The sequence below is a fragment of the Acidimicrobiales bacterium genome, from assembly GCA_035531755.1.
GTDB lineage: Bacteria > Actinomycetota > Acidimicrobiia > Acidimicrobiales > UBA8190 > DATKSK01.
On sequence record DATKSK010000030.1, the window covers coordinates 18,266 to 38,298 of the forward strand.

Sequence of the window (20,033 nt, forward strand, 5' to 3'; positions counted from 1 at the left end):
GGGCTCTCACCCGGGGATGCGCCAGTGGACGAGGTCCTTGCTGCGGGCGATGCCGATCTCGGCGTGCCCCCAGCCCCCGAAGTGGCTGAGCTCGTCGCTGCCCGAATAGGTCGCGTAGTAGTAGCCGTCGGTGGCGGTGGCGTCGCACAGGAACACCGAATTGGCGTGCTCGAACCCCACACTCGACAGGCCCCGGCCGCTGTCCCACGCCTGGCCGGGGATCGACAGCATCGTGGCATGCGTCCAGTGCAGCCACGAGGACGGCACGGACGGATCGCCCGACAGGTCGAACATCCACGGTTGGTCGAACGTGTTCGACGTCGCCACCAGCCGCCACCGACCCCTGACCGCGATGAATTCCAGGTTCTCCACCGTGTCGCCGTAGACGACGACGTCGGGCCGGCCCACGAACGTCCACGGCCCGTCGAGCGACCCGCTCGGCGACCAGGCGACCTCGAAGTGCTGCGATGTGGTGCCCGACACGGTGCCGGCCTTGTACCCGAGGATGAGCCCGTGGCCGGTCCAGGCGAGCGCCGGGTCGATCATGCGGTCGCCGGGCGTCGGATGGAGGCTGCGCGCCAGCGGGTGGGGCGCCGACCACCTCACCAGGTCGGGCGATGTGCGGTAGTAGAGCTTCGACTGCCCGCCGCCGATCTCGCCCGGGCCCGAGTCGTAGGTGGCCACGAACGACCCCGACGGGCTGCGGACGACGTCGGGCGACCCCACGCCCACCACGCCCGGCTGTGCCGGCCACGATGACGGCTGCGACCAGTGCACGAGGTCGGGGCTGGTGGCAGTGGCGATGTCCCAGTGCTCGTCTCCGGGAGTGGGCACGTCGTTGGTCACGATGCTGAAGAGCATGTGCCAGCGGCCCCTCGTCCACACCAGCGCCTGGTCCTTCACGCCGGCCGCCGGGTCACGCTCGATCGGGTTGTGCAGAGTCGCCCAGCGGATCCGGGGGCCGGCCGATCCCGGGACGATGCAGGTGTGGTCGGCGCCGGCCATCGTCGCGTTCGAACCACCGGTGCACCCCGTCAGCACCAGCGCCAGTGCGCAGGCCGCCGCCAGGCCCGCGGCGGCCGAAATGGCCCGCGGCCGACGCCGGGTCACGAGCGCCCGATCACGCCCACCCGAGCGCCGACGCCGACGCCGCGTCGAGGTGCAGCTCGACGTTGTCCCGGGTGCGCAGGATCGAGGCGGGGCAGTCCGTGGAGACCGGGCCCGTCAGGGCTGCCCGCACCGGCGCGGCCTTGCGCTGCTCCGGGACCACCGCCAATACCCGGCGCGCTCGCAGGAGGGCGGGTATGGTCACCGTCAGGGCGTGCCTCGGCACAGCGTCGATGTCCGGGAAGTGCCCCTCGTTCACCTGCTGCAGTCGGCAGGCGCCATCGAGCTCGACCACCTTGACGTCGACGGGGTCGTCGAAGTCGGCCACCGGCGGGTCGTTGAAGGCGAGGTGCCCGTTCTCGCCGATGCCCACGCAGCACAGGTCGAGCGGGTTGCGCCGGAGCAGCTCGGCGTAGCGGTCGCATTCCGTCGCGGGATCGGCGAGGCCGTCGACGTAGTGGGCCGCGCGGGGATGCACTCGGTCGGAGATGCGCTCCCGGATCCAGCGTTGGAACCCGGCGGGGTGGTCCGGGCCCACCCCCTCGTACTCGTCCATGTGGAAGACCACCACGTCGGCCCACGGGACATCGGGGGTGGCGGTGGCGAGCATGTCGACGAACTCGAGCTGGGAGTTCCCGGTGGCGAACATGGCGTTGGCGACACCCCCTGCCACCACCGCGTCGCGGATGGCGGCGGCGGCGGCGTCCGCCGCCGCCCGCGCCATCGAGGCGGTGTCGGGATGGGCCCACACGCGCAGGCGGTCGACGGTGCGCTGCTGTGCTCCGGCCATGCGAGGCATGGTAGGTGACGGCAGGCACGGTCGGTGTGGTCGCGGTAGCGTCGGCGGGTGATGGGGGCGCGGATCACACTGGTCGGCGGTGGCAGCACCCACTGGACACCGCTGCTCATGGTGGACTTTGCCAACACCCCCGCGCTGCGCGACGCCGACGTGGTCCTCCTCGACCTCGACCCCGACTCCCTGCCGCCCGTGTTGAAGCTGGTCGAGCACATCGCCGAGCGACGTGGGATCGGTCTCCGGGCGCGGGGGACGACCGACGTCGACGACGCCATGGCCGGGGCCGAATTCGTGATCGCGGGATTCTCCGTCGGCGGGTTCGCCAGCATGCGGCACGACATCGAGATCCCGGCCCGGTTCGGGATCCGCCAGACCGTCGGCGACAGCGTCGGGCCGGGCGGGATCTCCCGGGCGCTGCGCAGCGTGCCGGTGATCCTGGACGTGGCCCGCGCCATGGAACGGCACTGCCCCGAAGCGCTGCTCGTCAACGTCAGCAATCCCCTGACGGCGCTGTGCCGCGCCGTCACCCGGGAGACGGCCATCCGCACCGTCGGCCTGTGCGCGGAGATCGTCGGCCTCAAGTTCGTCCTGAGCCTCCTCTTCGACGCCGACTTCAATTCGATCGACCCCGTCGTCGCCGGGGTCAACCACCTGCCGCTCGTGACCTCCCTCCGCATCAGCGACCGGGACGGGTTCGCCATGCTGCGCAGTGCCCTCGACGGCGAGCTCGACCTGTCAGCGACGATGTGGATGGAGCCACCCGCCGCCATGCACTGGAAGATGGGCGACACCGACCACGGATGGGCCAAGTCCGACATCCTGTCGAACAACAAGGTGAAGTTCGAGCTGTTCCGCCGCTTCGGGGTCCTGCCGGGGTCGTCGGACACCCATGTGGTCGAGTTCTTCCCGGGCTTCGTCACCCCGGCGTCCGACTACGGCCGCGACTGGGGGATTCACCACTACGGCATGCACGGCCACCGCTCGGACAAGACCGACGACGACGCCGCCATGGCCACCCTGCTGGCCGCAGAGGCCATCCCCACGTGGCCCTCGGGCGAGTTCGTCGCATCGCTGCTCGAGGGACTGGTCACGGGCGAGGACCGGGACCTGCCCGCGAACCTCCCCAACGCCGGGCAGGTGGGGAACCTGGCCGACGACGTGGTCGTGGAGTGCATGGCGGTGGCCGGCACGGGTGGGGTGCGCGCCCGGGACCGGGCGAGCGTGCCCACGTACCTCGGCGAGCACCTCCGCCGGGTCGTGAGCTCGCAGGAGCTCACCGTCGAGGCAGCGGTACGCGGGGACCCGGCCACGGTCGTGGAGGCGATGCTCGCCGACCCGCTCGCCGGTGCGCTGCCCTACGAGCACGTGGTGGCCATGACCGAGGAGCTCATCGCCGCCACCACCGCCTGGCTGCCCCAGTTCGCCACACAAGGCTGACGTCGGGATCGCCCGTGGCGGACAGACCGGCTCGGGTCTGGTTCACCGCCACGGGCCACACCCCGGCGCTGGCCCCGGAGCGGGACCGCCCGTCGACAGTCCGCCTTCCGCGCCCTCAACTGCGTGTGGATCTCGCAGCCCTGTCCGGGCTGGCGGCCGGCGCCACCGCCATCGAGGAGCACAGGGGAGCCGGGGTAGTCGCCCGGTGGCGCGTGGCGGGAGAGGTCAGTGGCGGTGCTTGGTCGCAGGCACCGCCGCGACGAGGAACGTGTAGGAGTCGCCGGGGCCGGCCACACTCGGTCCCGACGGCGTGTTCACGACGACGACCACCGTCCCGGGAGCCGACGCCGGCGAGAGGACGACGACCCGCTTGTACGACCTTGAGACGATGGCCGCGCGCTGGGGCCCGAAGAGGACCGATGTCGCCCCGGCGAGGTTGGAACCGACGATGACGACCTTGCGACCGCCCGAGCTCGGCCCGGACCGGGCCTTCACGGCGCGCACCGCCGGGAACGGGTCCGTGATCTCGCGGATGACGTTGTTGCCGTTGTCGGCGATCACCACGTGGCCGGACGGGGTCACGCTCACCCCTGCGGGCCCGTTGAGCGTGCCAGCCGTGGCCGGCCCCCCATTGCCGGTATCACCGGCGTTCCCGTTGCCGGCGATCGTGTAGATCTTGCCGGGCTTGACCGCCTTCCCGCTGAACGACCCCGCCACCGCCGGGACCAGGCGCACCATGTTGTTGTACGAATCGCCGATGTACAGGTTCCCGGAGGCGTCGAACGCGACGCCTTGGGGGGTGTCGAGCTCGGCGCGCGTGGCCGGCTTCTTGTTCCCCGAGTAGCCCTCGGTGCCGTTGCCGGCGATGGTGTAGATGGACCCGGCCTGCACGGTTCTCCCGTCGTACTGGCCGGTCACGGCGGCCACGACGCGGATCACCATATTGTCGGCGTCCGCGAACGCGACGTTGCCGGACGGGTCCACGGCCACTCCGGCGAAGGGCTCGATCGAGATCTCCGCCACCCTGGCCGGCCCTCCGTCGCCGGTGTACCCGTAGACGGTGGTGCCGGCGAGGGTGTAGATGTGCGCGGGCTGCATCGCCCGGCCGTAATAGGTGCCGGCATTCTGGGGAACGAAGCGGACGACGTCGTTGTTGGTGTCCGCCACGACCACGTCGCCGTGGGAGTCGAAGGCCACGCCGTCGGGGGTATCGAGGCCCGCCGAGGTTGCCTGGCCACCGTCGGCGATCGTCCCGGGAGTCCCACCTCCGGCGATGGTGTAGATCTGGCCCGCGGACATGAAGGTCCCGTACCGGAACCCGGAGATGGCGGACACGAGGCGCACCGCGTCGTTTCCGGAGTCGGTGATGGCGATGTCGCCCTGGGGGTCGACGGCGACACCGTTCGGGTCGCTGAGCTCGACCGACGTGAGCGGCTCCGCCACGCCGTCGCCCGCGTATCCGCTGTTGCCGTCTCCGACGATCGTGTAGATGTGGCCAGCGGACATCGCCTTGCCGTAGGCGGTGCCCGACGACGCGGCCACGACGCGGACGACGTTGTTGTTCTGGTCGGCGATCAGGATGTTGCCCTGGGCGTCGGCGGCGACACCGACGGGCGACCCGAGTGGGGTGGACGTGCCCGACACGCCGGTCGCCAGGACGCCGGTGGCCCCGTCGCCGGCTACGGTCGCCAGGACCTGGGACGCCGCCGCCGACGCCGCTGCGGGGGGCGCTCCGAGGACGGATCCCGCGGTGATCGTTCCCACCGCCGCGGCCACGGCCGCCGCCACGACCGTGACGGTCCGCGCTCTCGTGACCACTCTACAGATTCACCTTCGCGCCCGGGCAGGCTGTCGATCGGCCCCGCAGCTCCGTGCTGACGCCCATGGACCTCGACCCCCCGTCACCCACCCGTCAGGCCGATCAGCCTGTCTTCCAGGCGCGATGGTATCCCCAAGTCCGGCGCAGCACACGGGCCCGGCGCAGATGGGCGGACCGACACGAGTTCGAGCCCCATGGCTTCGCGGTCCTCAGCCTCAGCCTCAGCCGAGCAGCTTCTTCGAGATCACGACCCGTTGGATCTGGTTGGTGCCCTCGTAGATCTGGGTGATCTTGGCGTCACGCATGAACCGTTCGGCGGGGAACTCGGTCGTGTAGCCGTATCCCCCGAGCAGCTGCACCGCGTCGGTGGTGACCGCCATGGCGGTGTCCGACGCGAAGCACTTGGCCATCGCCCCGACCATCGTCAGCTCGCCGTCGGGGTCGCCGGCGTCGATGACCGAGCACGCCCGGTACACGAGGGTACGAGCGGCCTCGGTCCGCATGGCCATGTCGGCGAGCATGAAGCGCAGCCCCTGGAACTCGGCGATGGGCTGCCCGAACGCCTTGCGCTGCTCCATGTAGTGCGCCGCGTAGTCGACCGCGCCCTGTGCGATCCCGACAGCTTGGGCCCCGATAGTGGGCCGGCTTCGGTCGAGGGTGTGCATGGCGATGGTGAAGCCCTGGCCCTCCTCGCCGACGCGGTTCGACACCGGGACACGGACGTCGTCGAAGACGACCTCGCCGGTCGGGCTGCCCCGCAGGCCCATCTTGTGCTCGAGCTTGGCGACCCGGACCCCCCAATCGGCCTCGACCACGAAGCAGCTGATCCCGCGGTGCCCGGCGTCGGGGTCCGTCTTGGCGAAGACGACGTAGATGTCGGAGACCCCGGCGTTGGTGATCCAGTATTTCGTGCCCGACAGCACGTAGTGGTCCCCGTCGCGCACCGCCCGGCACCGCATGGCCGCCACGTCACTGCCGGCGTCCGCCTCGGACAGGCAGTAGCTGGCCTGGGCCGTCCCCGACGCCACGCGCGGAATGTAGGTCTGCTTCAGCTCGAGCGACCCCCAGTTCATGATGGGGATCATCCCGAGCTTCGAGATGAGCATGGTCACGCTGGTCGAGGCGCATACCCGGGCCAGCTCCTCGACCATGATCGCCTGCGTCACGTGATCTGCGCCCGCCCCGCCGAATTCCACCGGGAGCCCGAGGGCGGGAAGCTCCATCTCAGCGCATGCCTTGAATCCGTCCCACGGGAACGCCGCGTCCCGGTCGACCTCGGCGGCGTGCGGGGAGACGCGCTCCTCGCAGAGCTGGCGCATCACGCCCCGGAACTGCTTCTGCGTATCGGCGAGAGCGAATGCGTTCTGGTCCATGTCCACAGTCTCGCGCCGCGGACCAGGGTCCTCAGTCCGCCGGGTGTGCCGCAAGGTGCTCGAGCAGGGCCCGGTTCAGGTCGCCCGGCGCGGTCTCGGGGATCCAATGGCTCACGCCCTCCAGGACCTCGAAGCGGTACGGGCCCGTGACCCAGTCGGCGGTCGCCTCGGCGGCGGTGCGGCCCAGGGCGACGTCCTCGGTGGACCACACATACAGGGTGGGCACGGTGATCGGCCCCACCCCGGCGAGCGCCTGCGGCTCGGTGGCCCGGTACCAGTTGAGGGCGGCTGTCAGCGCCCCCGGCTCGACCATGGCGGCGACGAACTCCCGCACCTCGTCGCTGTCCGAGGGCAGGCCGCTGGCGTCGAACATGGCCCGCAACCCGTCACCCGAGCCGTCCTCGCCCAGCAGGGCGCGTTCCGCCACGCCGCCCTCGGCCCGGAAGACGTCGATGTACGACGAACGCTGGCGCTGGTCGTCCTCAGCGCCCTCACCGCCCCCGAATGCCGCCGCGAAGGCGCGCGGGTGGGGCACGGACACGGCGGTGAGTGTCCGTACCCGGTCGGGGTGAGCGTCGGCGACGGCCCAGGCGACCATGGCTCCCCAGTCGTGCCCGACGAGGTCGAAGCGGTCCACCCCGAACGCGTCGGCCACCGCCAGCACGTCGCCCACCAGCGCCTCGACCCGGTAGTCGTCGACGCTCAGGGGCCGCGCCCCGGGCGAGTAGCCGCGCTGGTCGAAGGCGAGGCCCCGGTGCCCTGCTGCCGCCACCGCTTCGAGCTGGTGGTGCCACGAGTATGCGGTCTGGGGGAAGCCGTGCAGGAAGAGCACGGGGCGGCCGCCCGGCGGCCCGTACGCCACCGTCTCGAACGTGAGGCCGTCGGCGACGATCTCCCGGCGCTCCATCCGCGGGACGGTCAGGCGCGAGCGTCCGAGACGTCGAGCAGGAAGCGCCACTCGTCGTGACGGGCGTGCACCTCTGCCGGACTCAGCCGGAGCGTCGCGGGCGGGACAACCTCGACGATGCGCCGCTGCTGGTCGTAGTGGTGGGCGGCAGCCCCGAACAGTGGGGCACGCCAGGTTGCCAGGTCGCCGGGAGCCTCGCCGAGGAACCCGAACAGCTCGAGCGCCAGCTCGACGTCCTTGCCCACGGGCGCCCGGCCGAACAGGGCGGCGCGCGCGCTCCCCACCTGCGCGCAACCGACGAGCACGTCCTCGGCCGATATGCCGTGGGTCAGGGCGAGCCGGTCCTCGAACAGCGAGTGCGCGATGAGGAGCGCGTATCCCTGGTCGGGCCCCGGGATCCCGAGGTGTCGGCCGTGAGGGTGCTCCGGTGCCACGATCTCGCCGACCCGGCTCGCCCGCCAGTCAGCCGGGGTGCGCAGGCGGTATGCCGGCCGGACCTGGTCCGCGTCGACGATCGGCACGTAGCTGGGCTGTGTCATCGGGGTCTGTGCTGCTTCCTCTGGTGCTCGGGGTCTCTGGTGCTCGGGTGTGGACCAGACCGTAGACGATGGAGTCGAAAAGGGCCTGCCAGGAAGCCTCGATGATGTTCTCCGACACCCCGATCGTGGTCCAGACGGCCTCGCCGTCGGTCGTGTCGATCAGGACGCGGGTGACGGCCCCGGTCCCCCGGCCCGTGTCGAGCACCCGAACGCGGTAGTCGGTGAGGTGGATACCCGAGAGCCTCGGGAAATGCGCGCCGATCGCCTGGCGCAGCGCCGAGTCGAGCGCGTTGACCGGTCCGTTGCCTTCGGCGGTCGCCACCACCCTCGTGTCCCCGACGAGGATCTTCACCGTGGCCTCGGTGGTGTCCCGACCCTTGCCGTCAGCGTGCCCGGCGATGCCTGCACCGTCGGCGTGGTCAGAGATCACGCGAAAGGACTCGACCTCGAAGAACCGGGGTACCCAGCCCGTCGCCCGCCGCAGCAGCAGCTCGAGGGAACCGTCGGCCACCTCGAAGTGGTACCCGCGGTGTTCCAGGGCCTTCAACGTGTCGAGGACGTTCGACAGCGCGTCGGAGTCGAGCTCGAGGCCGAGTTCCTGGGCCTTGAACGCCAGCGTCGAACGCCCGGCCATCTCCGACACCACGAAACGCGTGCCGTTGCCCACGGCATCGGGGGCCACGTGCTCGTAGGCGTCGCGTCGGCGGGCGATGGCGCTCGTGTGCAGGCCCGCCTTGTGGGCGAAGGCAGCCGACCCGACATACGGCTGCTGCGGGTTGGGGGCGATGTTCACCAGCTCCGCGATGTGGTGGGAGACCGGCGTGATCCGCTCCAGACGGTCCGGCGGGATGGTCCGGACCCTGAGCTTCAGAGAGAGGTTCGGGATCGTCGCCGACAGGTCGGCGTTGCCCGTGCGCTCCCCGTACCCGTTGACGCACCCCTGGACGTGGGTGGCCCCGGCACGGACAGCCGCGATCGAGTTGGCCACGGCACAGCCCGAGTCGTTGTGGAAATGCACCCCGACCTGGCACTCGAAATCCCGCACGACGCCGGCGACGATCCGCTCGACGTCGTGCGGGAGGGTCCCCCCGTTGGTGTCGCACAGGACGAGCGCCTCGACGCCGGCCTCCTCCGCCGCCCGCAGGACGCGCAGGCTGAACTCGGGGTTGTCCCGATAGCCGTCGAAGAAGTGCTCGGCGTCGAAGAAGACCCGCAGGTCGTGCTCCCGCAGGAACCGCACGGAGTCGGCGGCCATCGCCACCGCCTCGTCGAGCGTGGTGCGCAGCGCCTCGGTGACGTGCAGCTCGGACGCCTTGGCCACGATGCACACCGCCTTGGTGTTGGCCTTCACCAGCTGGCGGAGCACCTCGTCGTCCTCGGCCCGCACGCCGGACCGCCGGGTGGACCCGAACGCCACCAGCGTCGCCGTCGACAGCCGGAGCTCCGCCGGTGCGCGCGCGAAGAACTCCTCGTCCTTGGGGTTGGCCCCGGGCCATCCGCCCTCGATGAACGTCACGCCGAGATGGTCGAGTTGCTCGGCCACGCGCAGCTTGTCGTCGACCGTCAGCGACAGGCCCTCCTGCTGGGATCCGTCGCGCAGCGTGGTGTCGAAGATGTCGACGGCCTCCGGCAGCACCGGCAGATCGAAGGCATGGCTGCCGGTCCCGTGGGCATGGCTGCCGGTCCCGTGGGCATGACGGTCACTCGGCATATTCGAGCCAGTCCTTGTACCGGTCGACCTGGCCGCGCACGGCTGCGAAGTAGGTCTCTTGGATCTTCTGGGTGACCGGTCCCGGGCGACCTTCCCCGACGGTGCGGTCGTCGACCTCGCGGATCGGCACGACCTCGGCCGCCGTTCCCGTGAGGAACGCCTCGTCGGCGGTGTAGAGGTCGGTGCGCACCAGGGCCTCGTCGACGACCTCGTAGCCCAGGTCGGTGGCAATGGTCCGGACCGAATCCTGGGTGATCCCGGCAAGCGCGCCGGACTCGGAGGTCGGAGGGGTGACGATGCGGTCGCCTCGCACCACGAAGATGTTCTCCCCCGTGCACTCCGACACGCGGCCGTCGGGGGCGAGCAGCAGGGCCTCGTCGTAACCCGCCTTGAGTGCCTCGACCTTGGCCAGCGAGGAGTTCACGTACATGCCGGTGCCCTTGGCCGCTGTGGGGACGGCGTTGGGGTCGTGCCGCTGCCAGGACGACACCTTGAGGCGGATGCCGTTGGCGACCCCCTCGTCACCCAGATACGTCCCCCAGGGCCACGCCGCGATAGCCACGCTGACGGGACACGGCAGGGGGTTGAGGCCCATCTCGCCGTACCCCAGGTAGACGATGGGACGGATGTAGCACCCGTCGTCGAGGCCGTTGACCGCGACGACCTGCTTGGTGGCCGACACCAGATCGTCGACGCCGTAGGGGACGTCGATCAAGAAGACCTTCGCCGACGTGAACAGGCGCCGAATGTGGTCGGTGAGCCGGAAGACAGCCACCCCGGAGGTGGTCGGGTAGGCACGGATGCCCTCGAACACACCCGATCCGTAGTGGAGCGAGTGCGTGAGCACGTGGACTCGTGCCTGGTCCCAGTCGACGAGCTTACCGTCGAGCCAGATCTTTTCGGTCGGTGTGATTGGCACGGGCTCAGAGCCTTTCTGCAATGGCGTCGCCCACCGCGACGGTGGACGGCACGGTGGATCCGGGCGACTGTTCGGTCAGGTAGGTGGTGACAGCCTTGGAGATGCGCTCTGCGGCGTCGGGCTCGCCGAGGTGCTCGAGCATCAACGCCGCCGACCGCACGGCGGCGAGCGGGTTCGCCCTGCCGGTCCCGGCGATGTCGTGGGCTGCGCCGTGCACCGGCTCGAAGAGCGAGGGGCCCACGCGCGAGGGGTTCAGGTTCGCCGAAGCGGCGAACCCGATCCCGCCCGCGATGGCACCCGCGAGGTCGGTGAGGATGTCACCGAACAGGTTGTCTGTGACAACCACGTCGTAGCGACCTGGCTGCTCGACGAGGTAGATGCACGCCGCGTCCACGTGGTTGTAGTCGTGCGTCACCGTGGAGAATTCCTTGGACACCTCGTCGACGACGCGCTGCCAGAGGTCTCCCGCGAACGTGAGAACGTTCGTCTTGTGCACGAGGGTCAGGTGCCGGCGCGGGCGCCGTGCCGCCACCTCGAAGGCGAAGCGCACACACCGTTCCACGCCCATGCGAGTGTTGACGGAGCCCTGCGTGGCCACCTCGTGTGGGGTTCCCTTGCGCAGGAATCCCCCCTCGCCCGCGTAGGTCCCCTCCGTGTTCTCGCGCACGACTACGAAGTCGCAGTCGGGCGCCGGAGCGTCCGGGGTCCCCACGAAGGGTCGCAGGTTCACGTACAGGTCCAACTCGAAGCGCAGCCGCAGGAGCAGGCCGCGCTCGAGCAACCCCGACGGGACGTCGGTGGACCCGACCGGTGGCCCCACAGCGCCGAGCAGAATGGCGTCGAATGACCGCAGCTCCTGCAGGACTGCGTCCGACAGCACCTCGCCGGTCCGCAGATAGTGGGCCGCACCGAGCTCGTACTCGGTGGTGTCCAGCCTGACCCCGGCCGCGGCCACGACCTTGAGGGCCTCGGCGACCACTTCGGGGCCGATGCCGTCGCCGCCGATGACGGCCACCGTGTGGATTCTGTCGGCGCTCACAGCGCCCTGCCCGTGCTCATGGTCTGTGCCTGTCGATCCTGTGCCTGTCCCGGAATTGAAAAACCGCCCACCAGGTGGACGGTCGAGGCGGCGCACACCGGTGGGTGTGCGCCTATTCGATGACGATTACGGGGGCGGTGGAGGTTCTCATCGAGCAACCAGTCTCCCGCGCCCTGTCGAGGACGTCAACAACGTCCCGGGCCCGGACAGCCGGTCAGGGCCCGAGCGGTGGCCCGGCGGGAGCCGGCGGTGGCCCGGCGGGAGCCGGCGGTGGCCCGGGCGACCTGCGGAGCCGCCCTGGTCGAGCCGGTACCCTTTACCAGCGTGACCGACGAGACCCACCTCACCCAGGCGACGTTCGATCGCCTGCGTGCCGAGCTCGAGGACCTGACCACAAGGGGCCGGGTCGAGATCGCGCGGGCGATCGAGGCCGCGAGGGCCCTTGGCGACCTGTCCGAGAACGGCGACTACCACGCCGCCAAGGACACCCAGGGGAAGATGGAGTCCCGGATCCGCCGACTCCAGCACACCCTGGGCCAGGCCGTCATCGTCGACCGGGAGGCCGTCGGCGGCTCCGACACGGTCACGGCCGGCACGGTGGTCGCCATCCGCTACGAAGGGGACGACGAGGTCGAGCGGTTCCTCGTCGGTTCGATCGAGGAGCGCCACGAGGAGCTCAACGTCGTCTCCCCCGGTTCGCCGCTCGGGCTGGCCCTGCTCGGCCGTCGCCCCGGTGACGTCGTCGAGTACGAGGCCCCGGGCGGCACGCTGCGCGTCGAGATCGTCCAGATCGGGGTCTGACATGGCCGCCGGGCCTCGCACTCTCGCCGACAAGGTGTGGGATCGACACGTCGTCCACCACGCCGAGGGCGAACCAGATCTCCTGTTCGTCGACCTGCACCTCGTGCACGAGGTGACGTCGCCCCAGGCGTTCGACGGCCTGCGACTGGCGGGGCGGCCCGTGCGCCACCCCGAGCTGACGGTGGCGACGGCCGACCACAACGTCCCGACCACCGACATCGACAAGCCCGTGGCCGACCCGGTCTCGGCCCGGCAGCTCGAGGTGCTCGCCGCCAACTGTGCCGAGTACGGGATCACCTGCTACCCGATGGGCGACGCCAATCAGGGCATCGTGCACGTCATCGGGCCCGAGCTGGGCCTGACCCAGCCGGGGATGACCATCGTGTGCGGCGACAGCCACACGTCCACCCACGGCGCGTTCGGTGCACTGGCGTTCGGCATCGGGACGTCCGAGGTCGAGCACGTCCTGGCCACGCAGACGCTCCCCCAGCGACGGCCGGCCACCATGGCGGTGGAGGTGGAGGGTGAGCTGCCCGTCGGTGCGACGGCCAAGGACTTGGTGCTGGCCATCATCGGCCGGATCGGTACCGGCGGAGGCATGGGCCACGTCATCGAGTACCGCGGCTCGGCCATCCGCTCGCTATCGATGGAAGGGCGGATGACGGTCTGCAACATGTCGATCGAAGCCGGCGCCCGGGCCGGGATGGTCGCCCCCGACGACACGACCTTCGCCTACCTGGAGGGCCGTCCCCACGCCCCCACGGGCACGCTGTGGGAGCAGGCCCTCGACGAGTGGCGTGGCCTCGGCACCGACGACGGCGCCCGGTTCGACTCGACGGTCACGTTCGACGCGGCCACACTGCAGCCGAACGTGACCTGGGGCACCAACCCGGCCCACGTCGTCGCCATCGACGGCCACGTCCCCGACCCCTCGTCCTTTGCCGAGCCGGCCGAGCGCGAGGCGGCCGCCCGGGCACTGCAGTACATGGGGCTCGAGCCCGGGACGGCGGTCCGGGACGTGCAGGTTGACACCGTATTCATCGGGTCGTGCACGAACTCGCGTATCGAGGACCTCCGATCCGCGGCGTCGGTGCTCCACGGACGGCACGTGCGCCCCGGATTGCGCGCCCTCGTCGTCCCGGGTTCCCACCGGGTGAAGGCCCAGGCCGAGGCCGAGGGGCTCGACGCCGTGTTCGTCGCCGCCGGCTTCGAGTGGCGCGAGCCGGGGTGCTCGATGTGCCTTGCCATGAACCCCGACAAGCTCTCGCCCGGCGAGCGCTGTGCTTCCACCTCCAACCGCAACTTCGAGGGTCGCCAGGGTCGCGGGGGCCGCACCCATCTCGTCTCTCCCGCCGTCGCCGCGGCCACCGCCGTGGCGGGACGGTTCGCCACGCCCGAGGACTTGACGCCGTGAAGCCGGTCACCGTGGTCGCTGGGCGGGCTGTTCCTTTGGACCGGTCCGACGTCGACACCGACCAGATCATCCCCTCGGACTGGCTCAAGCGAGTCGAGCGCACAGGGTTCGGCGCCGGGCTCTTCTCCGAATGGCGGGACGACCGTCAATTCGTGCTCAACCAGCCGCAGTACGCCGGAGCCACGATCCTCGTCGCCGGCCCCAACTTCGGCACCGGGTCCTCGCGCGAGCACGCGGTGTGGGCGCTTCTCGACTTTGGCTTCGAAGCCGTCGTGTCCCCGCGGTTCGCGGACATCTTCCGCAACAACTGCACGAAGCAGGGCCTGGTCCCGGTCGAAGTCGACCCGGTACTCGGGCGGGCATTGCTGGACGCGGTCGCCGCCGATCCGTCCATCGAGCTCACGATCGATGTCGCCCGCGGGACGGTCGAGGCGCCGGCCGCAGGGCTGGCCGGGTCGTTCCCGCTCGACGAATTCACCCGCGAGCGGCTCCTGAACGGCTGGGACGACATCGGCCTCACGCTCCGGCACCAGGACGCCATCACGGCCTACGAGTCCGGCCGGGCCCCCTGGATGCCCTCGGCAACCGGCTGAGCGGGGCCCAGCCCACGGCCTGACGGCCCAGGCCCCGTCACGGGCCGATCTCAACCTCGCGCTGCTCGTTTCGAGCCGTGATCCTCACCAGTCGGTTGACGGCCGCGAGGTAGGCGCGGGCTGACGCCTCGACCACGTCGGTCGACACCCCACGGCCCGAAACCTTGAGGCCGTCCGCCTCGAGCTGGACGACGACGTCGCCGAGGGCGTCCACGCCGCCGGTGACCGACGAGACGTTGAACCCGATCAGCCGCGAGTCGACGCGCGTCGCGGAGCGGATGGCGGTGCAGGCCGCGTCGATCATGCCGTTGCCCTCGGCCGACGCTTCCACCTTGTCGCCCGACCGGCTCACCACGACCCGGGCCCGCGGCATCCCCACCGTCCCCCCGGCGACTTCGAGCGCCTCGAGATGGAAACCTTCGACCAGGTCCTGGCCGAGCTCCTCGGCCACGATCGCTTCGAGGTCGGCCTCGGTGATCTCGACCTTCCGGTCGGCCAGCTCCTTGAACCGCCTGAATGCCTGGTTCAGCCCGTCGCCCTGGACGTGGATGCCCATCTTGGCGAGGCTGTCGGCGAAGGCATGGCGCCCGGAGTGCTTCCCGAGGACGATCTGCCGGCCGACCTGCCCGACACTGGCGGCGTCGATGATCTCGTAGGTCGACCGATCGGCCAGCACTCCGTGCTGATGGATGCCCGACTCGTGAGCGAAGGCGTTGCGCCCGACGACGGCCTTGTTGTACTGCACGGGATAGCCGGTGAGACGGGCCACGAGACGCGAGGCACGCGCCAGCTCCTCGGTGCGCACCGTCGTCGTGATCCCAGGGAACTGGTCGGGCCGGATCTGGACAGCCATCACGACCTCCTCCAGTGCGGCGTTCCCGGCGCGCTCGCCGAGGCCGTTCACGCAAACCTCCACCTGACGCGCTCCCCCCTGCACGCCGGCGAGCGTGTTCGCCGTGGCAAGGCCCAGGTCGTTGTGGCAGTGCGTCGAGAGCACGTAGTCGCCGGGAACCTGCTTGCGGATGTACTGGATCAGGGCCCCGAAATCCCAAGGGATCCCGTATCCCACGGTGTCCGGGATGTTCAGCGTCGTGGCACCCGCCTCGACGGCCGCGGCGAGCACCTCCAACATGAAATCGACCGGGGTGCGGGTGGCGTCCTGCGGGCTGAACTCGACGTCGCCGGTGTGCTCCCTGGCTCTGGCCACGCCGTCGCGCGTCTCGCCCAACACCTGTGCGCGGGTCATCTTGAGCATGTGCTCCATGTGCTGCGGGCTTGTGGAGATGAAGACGTGGATGCGGGCGCGTGCCGCGTCCCGGAGGGCCTCCCAGCAGCGGTCGACATCCGACAGGTGGGTGCGGGACAGACCGCAGATCGCCGGCGCGTCCGGCCCGTTGCCGACGGCGCGGGCGATCGCCTCCACCGCGTCGAAATCCCCCTGGCTGGCGACCGGGAACCCGGCTTCGATGTAGTCGACCCCGACTCTCGCCAACTGCTCCGCGATCTCGAGCTTCTCGGCGGCATCGAGCGAGATCCCCGGTGACTGCTCGCCGTCGCGCAGCGTCGTGTCGAACACCACGAGGTGCCCGGAATCGCCCGCCGGGACGGCGCTCGACGCCGGCCGGCTGGATCGTTCCGAAGCTCCCGTGGCCTCTGGCTTCTCGCTCATCGCCAAGTCCCTTGCTCTCGTGGTTCCTCGTGGTTCCTCGTGGTGCTGCTCCCACTCACCGACCGCCCAAGAAGAAACCCCCTGGCCGTGGTGGCACAGGGGGCGGGCTCGGCGAGCGCGTTGTGGCGCTCGCCGTCAGGTAAGAAGCAGGTCGTCAGCGAAAACACGCACACGCATGGTGCCCCCCATGCTCGCGAACCGGGCGGCGCCGGTCAAGCACCACCCCGGGGACCCGTCGCCGGGGGCGTCAGAAGCATCTACGCTCGGGCGCCATGCGAGGCGTCGGGCGGGCAGTGGCACGGGTGGCTGTCGTTGTAGCCGTCGGCGCCGGGGTGGTCGCCGCGGTCCGCGCCCTGCTGGCCCGTCTGGCCGGAGAACCCGGGGCGCCGAGCCTCCGGGGTAGCTTCGACTCGTGGCCCGCCGTCCCGCAGGCACCTGACCGTGGGGGCCCGAACGGCTCGAGCGCGGCGGCCGGGAGTGGCACGGGAAGCTGACGCCGGGAGTGGCGCCGGGACGCGACCCGGGGAGCCACACGGTGGGCCGTCGACGCCTACAGGGACGTGGTCGTGAGGACGCGGCACCCGGAGGAAGCCGTCACCACCGCCAGCCGATGCGAGGCGACGGCGCTGCCATGCCCGCCGGTGGCGGGGTTGAACACGTAGACGAGACCCGGGTTTCCCCGGTACAGGACCGAGGCGAGGAGCTGCAGGGTCCGATCCGATCCCGCGGCGCCGACGGCGGCCGACAGGCAGCGCTCGAACGGCGCGCTGGTCGTGGCGGCGCGGTACCCGTCGGATTCCGCCGCCCCGCCGGAGTGGGCCGGAGGTGGGGACGTCCCCGGGCGTGCGGCGTCCGCCTGGTCCGACAAGGAGGCCATGATGCGAGACCGCAGCGCGCCCCGGGTGTCGATCGTGCCGAGGACCACGCCGGCGGTGGCGGCGTCCGGCTCGGCCCCGTCGGACGCGAACGCACCGCCACCGGCCGCCGACGGCTGGTTCTTCGCAGACGACAGCGGCTCCGTGGCGCCTGTTGACGACTGCGATCGCGGCGAGCTCCTCGGGGCCGTAACCGGGGTCGCCGCAGAGTTCGGCGAGGAGTGCGCCGAGGAAGCCGTCGAATGGCCCGATGGGCCCGACGACGACCGCGCCAACGGGGCCCCGATGGCAACGGCCAGGGCCACGACTGCGGCGGCTGCTCCGATGACGACTGGCGGACGGCGGTACGGGCGGATCCGCGCCGGTGCGCGCTCGGGCGCCTTGCGGTGCCTGATCTGGTCGCGGTCGGTCCCGGCAGCGTCGTCCCGAGGAGAGTCGATCCCGGCGGCGTCGACGATGGCGGCGATCGAGGCTGTCCGTACGTGCGGCGCCACGGGCGTTACCACGGCCCGGACCCGATCGCGCACCAACTCGAGGGCCACCAACCGGCCACGGCACGCCGCGCACCCCTCGAGGTGCCGACGATCGACTCGCGGCGTAGCGCTCTCGCCGTCGAGGTATGCCGACAACTGCTCGACGCCGAGGTGCCCGGCGGGGCGGTGCCCGTCGCTCAGGTACACGTCGATCATTCGCTTCGCTCCTCCTGCTCCGCCGGTTCGCAGGAGAGCGCCTCCCGGCTCGCCGGCGCACGGTCCTTGCTCGTTCTGACGACGGGACCGGCGGCAGAGTTCCCGGCTGCCACCTCGCCCGCCGGACCGTTCTGGCCCGCAGTCTCCGAGCCCCACATCGCAGCCAGAGACGCCCGCCCGCGGGCGATGCGCGAGCGCACCGTGCCGACCGGCACGTCGAGGATCGCGGCGATCTCGTCGTAGGGCAGGTCGCACACGTCGCGGAGCACGACTGCGGTGCGGAACTCGATCGGGAGTCGACGCAGGGCGACGTCGACGTCCATCCTGGCGGAGACCGCGTCCGCCGGGTCGAGGTCCGCCCCAGGTCCGGCCCCGCCGACGCCCCCGCCGACGCCCCTGCCGACGCCCCCGCCACCCCCGCCACCCCCGCCGCCGACCGACGCGCCGCCCTCCGACCCGTGTCCCTCCAGGAGACCCGGCAGGGGTCGGGGTCGGCGTCGGCGTCGGCGCAGCTCGTCGATGCAGGAGTTGGTGGCGATGCGGTAGAGCCAGGTGCCGAACGAGCTCCTGCCGTCGAACCGGTCCAGCGCCCGGATGGCCGCCACCATGGCGTCCTGCGTGGCGTCGAGCGCGTCCGCCTCGTTACCCAACATGCGGCGGCACAATGCGTGCACGCGGTCGTATTGGGCCGTGATCAGCGCTTCGAGCGCCTCGGGGTCACCGCCGCGCGCCGCATCGAGATCGCCTTCGTGGACCACCGAAGCGCGCGCCGGGGATCAGACGCAGGTGATCCGGTGGATGTCGAGGATGCCGTCGGTGGCGCGCAGACGGGCGAAGGTGTCGTCAGGGATGGCCTGGTCCGTGGACAGCACCATGAGGGCCGTGCCCTCGGTGCGTGACGGGTCGACGTCCATCGACGAGATGGACACGCCCGCCTCTCCGAGCGCCATCCCCACGACGCCGATCATCCCGGGCCTGTCGTCGTTGCGCACGATGAGCATGTGCTCGGCCGGGGGGACCTCCACAGTGTGATCGTCCACCAGGACGATGCGGGCCTCGGAGCGCGCCCCGGTCAGCGTCCCCGCGATGGAGTGCTCGGGGGAGCGCAGCGTGACGAGGTTCACGTAGTCCCGGGCCGTCGACGTCGACACCTCGCGCACTTCGAGGCCGCGCTCGGCGGCCAGCTGCGGTGCGTTCACATACGAGACGGGCTCCTCGGTCCCCGCCGCGAAGATCCCCTTGAGCACCGCCAAGGTCAGGATCGACGTGTTGGTCCCGGCCAGTCCGCCCTGGTACTCGACCTCGAGGCGCTCGGGCAGCCCGTCGTTCAGGCAGGCGAAACACCGGCCGAGCTCCTCGGCGAGGCGGAGGAACGGGCGAACGGTCTCCGATACCTCGGTGGCCGCCACGTTGACTGCAAAGGGAACGAAGTCCCCGGCGAGCGCCAGGTTGACCTGCTCGGCGATGGTCACGCCCGCCTTGTCCTGCGCCTCCGCCGTGGACGCCCCGAGATGCGGCGTGACGACCACGTTCGGGAACGAGAACAGCGGCGACTCGGTACAGGGCTCCGAGGCGAACACGTCGATGGCCGCCCCCCCGACGGTTCCCGCGCGCAGCGCCTCGGCCAGAGCGTCCTCGTCGACGATGCCACCCCGCGCCGCGTTGACGATGCGGATGCCGGGCTTGGCCTTGGCCAGCAGGTCGGCGCCGATGAGCCCTGCCGTCTCCGCCGTCTTCGGCAGGTGGATGGTCAGGAAATCAGACTCGGCCACGAGCTCGTCGAGCGGGAGCAACTCGACCCCCATGTGGCGGGCCCGGTCGGGCGAGACGTACGGGTCGTAGGCGCACAAGCGCATCCCGAAGGCGAGCGCCCGCTGGGCGACCAGCGCGCCGATCCGGCCGAGCCCGACGACGCCGAGTGTCTTGCCGTGCAGCTCCACGCCTTCCCACTTGGTGCGCTCCCACTTCCCCGCCATCAGCGCGGCGTGCGCCTGCGGGATGTTGCGTGCCTGAGCGAGGAGCAGCGCCATGGCGTGTTCGGCCGCCGAGAGCACGTTCGACTCGGGTGCGTTCACGACCATCACGCCGCGCCGGGTGGCGGCTTCCACGTCGACGTTGTCGAGACCGATGCCGGCCCGCCCCACCACAGCCAGATCGGTGCCGGCCTCGAGCACCTCGGCGGTCACCTGGGTCGCCGAGCGGACGATGAGGGCGTTGGCGCCGACGATGGCGCCGAGCAGCGTTTCGGGCGTGAGGTCGAGCTGCACGTCCACGTCGTGCCCCGCCGCCGCCAACTGCTCGAGCCCGCGGGCCGCGAGCTTCTCGGTGATCAGTACTCGTGCCAT

Annotated in this window: 17 protein-coding genes; 4 read left to right on the top strand and 13 right to left on the bottom strand. The window is 71.0% G+C overall.

Features of this window, described 5'->3' with window-relative positions:
- Positions 1-6: 6 nt before the first annotated feature.
- Positions 7-1,110 (bottom strand): hypothetical protein, encoded by a 1,104-nt coding sequence (locus tag VMV22_06110; protein HUY21896.1) that lies wholly within the window; start codon positions 1,108-1,110, stop codon positions 7-9.
- Between the two features lie 10 nt (positions 1,111-1,120).
- A complete protein-coding gene (locus VMV22_06115; GenBank protein ID HUY21897.1) occupies positions 1,121-1,897 on the bottom strand; it encodes a glucosamine-6-phosphate deaminase in 777 nt (258 codons plus the stop codon).
- Positions 1,898-1,957: 60 nt separating this feature from the next.
- Here VMV22_06115 and VMV22_06120 point away from each other — a divergent pair, with 60 nt between their 5' ends.
- The gene (locus VMV22_06120; GenBank protein ID HUY21898.1) at positions 1,958-3,340 is read left to right on the top strand and encodes a hypothetical protein; all 1,383 of its coding nucleotides are present in this window, start codon (positions 1,958-1,960) and stop codon (positions 3,338-3,340) included.
- Between the two features lie 225 nt (positions 3,341-3,565).
- Here VMV22_06120 and VMV22_06125 read toward each other — a convergent pair whose 3' ends face one another.
- From VMV22_06125 to VMV22_06155, 7 genes are all read right to left on the bottom strand, one after another.
- Entirely contained in the window at positions 3,566-5,158 is a 1,593-nt protein-coding gene (locus tag VMV22_06125) for an IPT/TIG domain-containing protein (protein ID HUY21899.1), read from the bottom strand.
- A gap of 222 nt (positions 5,159-5,380) precedes the next feature.
- Positions 5,381-6,532 (bottom strand): acyl-CoA dehydrogenase family protein, encoded by a 1,152-nt coding sequence (locus VMV22_06130; GenBank protein HUY21900.1) that lies wholly within the window; start codon positions 6,530-6,532, stop codon positions 5,381-5,383.
- Positions 6,533-6,563: 31 nt separating this feature from the next.
- A complete protein-coding gene (locus VMV22_06135) occupies positions 6,564-7,439 on the bottom strand; it encodes an alpha/beta hydrolase (protein ID HUY21901.1) in 876 nt (291 codons plus the stop codon).
- A gap of 11 nt (positions 7,440-7,450) precedes the next feature.
- Entirely contained in the window at positions 7,451-7,978 is a 528-nt protein-coding gene (locus VMV22_06140) for a hypothetical protein (protein HUY21902.1), read from the bottom strand.
- A complete protein-coding gene (gene cimA / locus VMV22_06145) occupies positions 7,902-9,689 on the bottom strand; it encodes a citramalate synthase (protein HUY21903.1) in 1,788 nt (595 codons plus the stop codon). The genes VMV22_06140 and cimA overlap by 77 nt, the downstream gene beginning before the upstream one ends.
- On the bottom strand, positions 9,679-10,608 hold the full coding sequence (locus VMV22_06150; GenBank protein ID HUY21904.1) for a branched-chain amino acid transaminase: 930 nt from the start codon (positions 10,606-10,608) through the stop codon (positions 9,679-9,681). Before VMV22_06150 ends, cimA begins: the two co-directional genes overlap by 11 nt.
- Before the next feature lie 4 nt (positions 10,609-10,612).
- The gene (locus VMV22_06155) at positions 10,613-11,647 is read right to left on the bottom strand and encodes a 3-isopropylmalate dehydrogenase (protein HUY21905.1); all 1,035 of its coding nucleotides are present in this window, start codon (positions 11,645-11,647) and stop codon (positions 10,613-10,615) included.
- Positions 11,648-11,971: 324 nt separating this feature from the next.
- Between VMV22_06155 and greA the strand changes: the two genes are divergently transcribed.
- The 3 genes from greA to leuD are packed head-to-tail and all read left to right on the top strand — an operon-like array spanning position 11,972 to position 14,455.
- Positions 11,972-12,448 carry a transcription elongation factor GreA gene (greA, locus tag VMV22_06160; GenBank protein ID HUY21906.1) on the top strand — a complete coding sequence of 159 codons (477 nt, stop codon included), beginning with the start codon at positions 11,972-11,974 and terminating at the stop codon, positions 12,446-12,448.
- Position 12,449: 1 nt separating this feature from the next.
- The gene (gene leuC / locus VMV22_06165) at positions 12,450-13,862 is read left to right on the top strand and encodes a 3-isopropylmalate dehydratase large subunit (GenBank protein HUY21907.1); all 1,413 of its coding nucleotides are present in this window, start codon (positions 12,450-12,452) and stop codon (positions 13,860-13,862) included.
- Positions 13,859-14,455: a 3-isopropylmalate dehydratase small subunit gene (leuD, locus tag VMV22_06170; GenBank protein ID HUY21908.1), complete on the top strand. Its 597-nt coding sequence runs from the start codon at positions 13,859-13,861 to the stop codon at positions 14,453-14,455. The genes leuC and leuD overlap by 4 nt, the downstream gene beginning before the upstream one ends.
- Before the next feature lie 37 nt (positions 14,456-14,492).
- On the opposite strand, the gene VMV22_06175 is transcribed toward leuD, so the two are convergent.
- The 4 genes from VMV22_06175 to serA form a co-directional block, all read right to left on the bottom strand.
- Complete coding sequence (locus tag VMV22_06175) at positions 14,493-16,124, bottom strand: 2-isopropylmalate synthase (protein ID HUY21909.1); 1,632 nt, start codon at positions 16,122-16,124, stop codon at positions 14,493-14,495.
- A gap of 550 nt (positions 16,125-16,674) precedes the next feature.
- Complete coding sequence (locus VMV22_06180; GenBank protein HUY21910.1) at positions 16,675-17,688, bottom strand: zf-HC2 domain-containing protein; 1,014 nt, start codon at positions 17,686-17,688, stop codon at positions 16,675-16,677.
- On the bottom strand, positions 17,685-18,446 hold the full coding sequence (locus VMV22_06185) for a sigma-70 family RNA polymerase sigma factor (protein ID HUY21911.1): 762 nt from the start codon (positions 18,444-18,446) through the stop codon (positions 17,685-17,687). The genes VMV22_06180 and VMV22_06185 overlap by 4 nt, the downstream gene beginning before the upstream one ends.
- A gap of 18 nt (positions 18,447-18,464) precedes the next feature.
- Positions 18,465-20,033, bottom strand: a complete 1,569-nt coding sequence (serA, locus tag VMV22_06190; GenBank protein HUY21912.1) for a phosphoglycerate dehydrogenase — start codon at positions 20,031-20,033, stop codon at positions 18,465-18,467.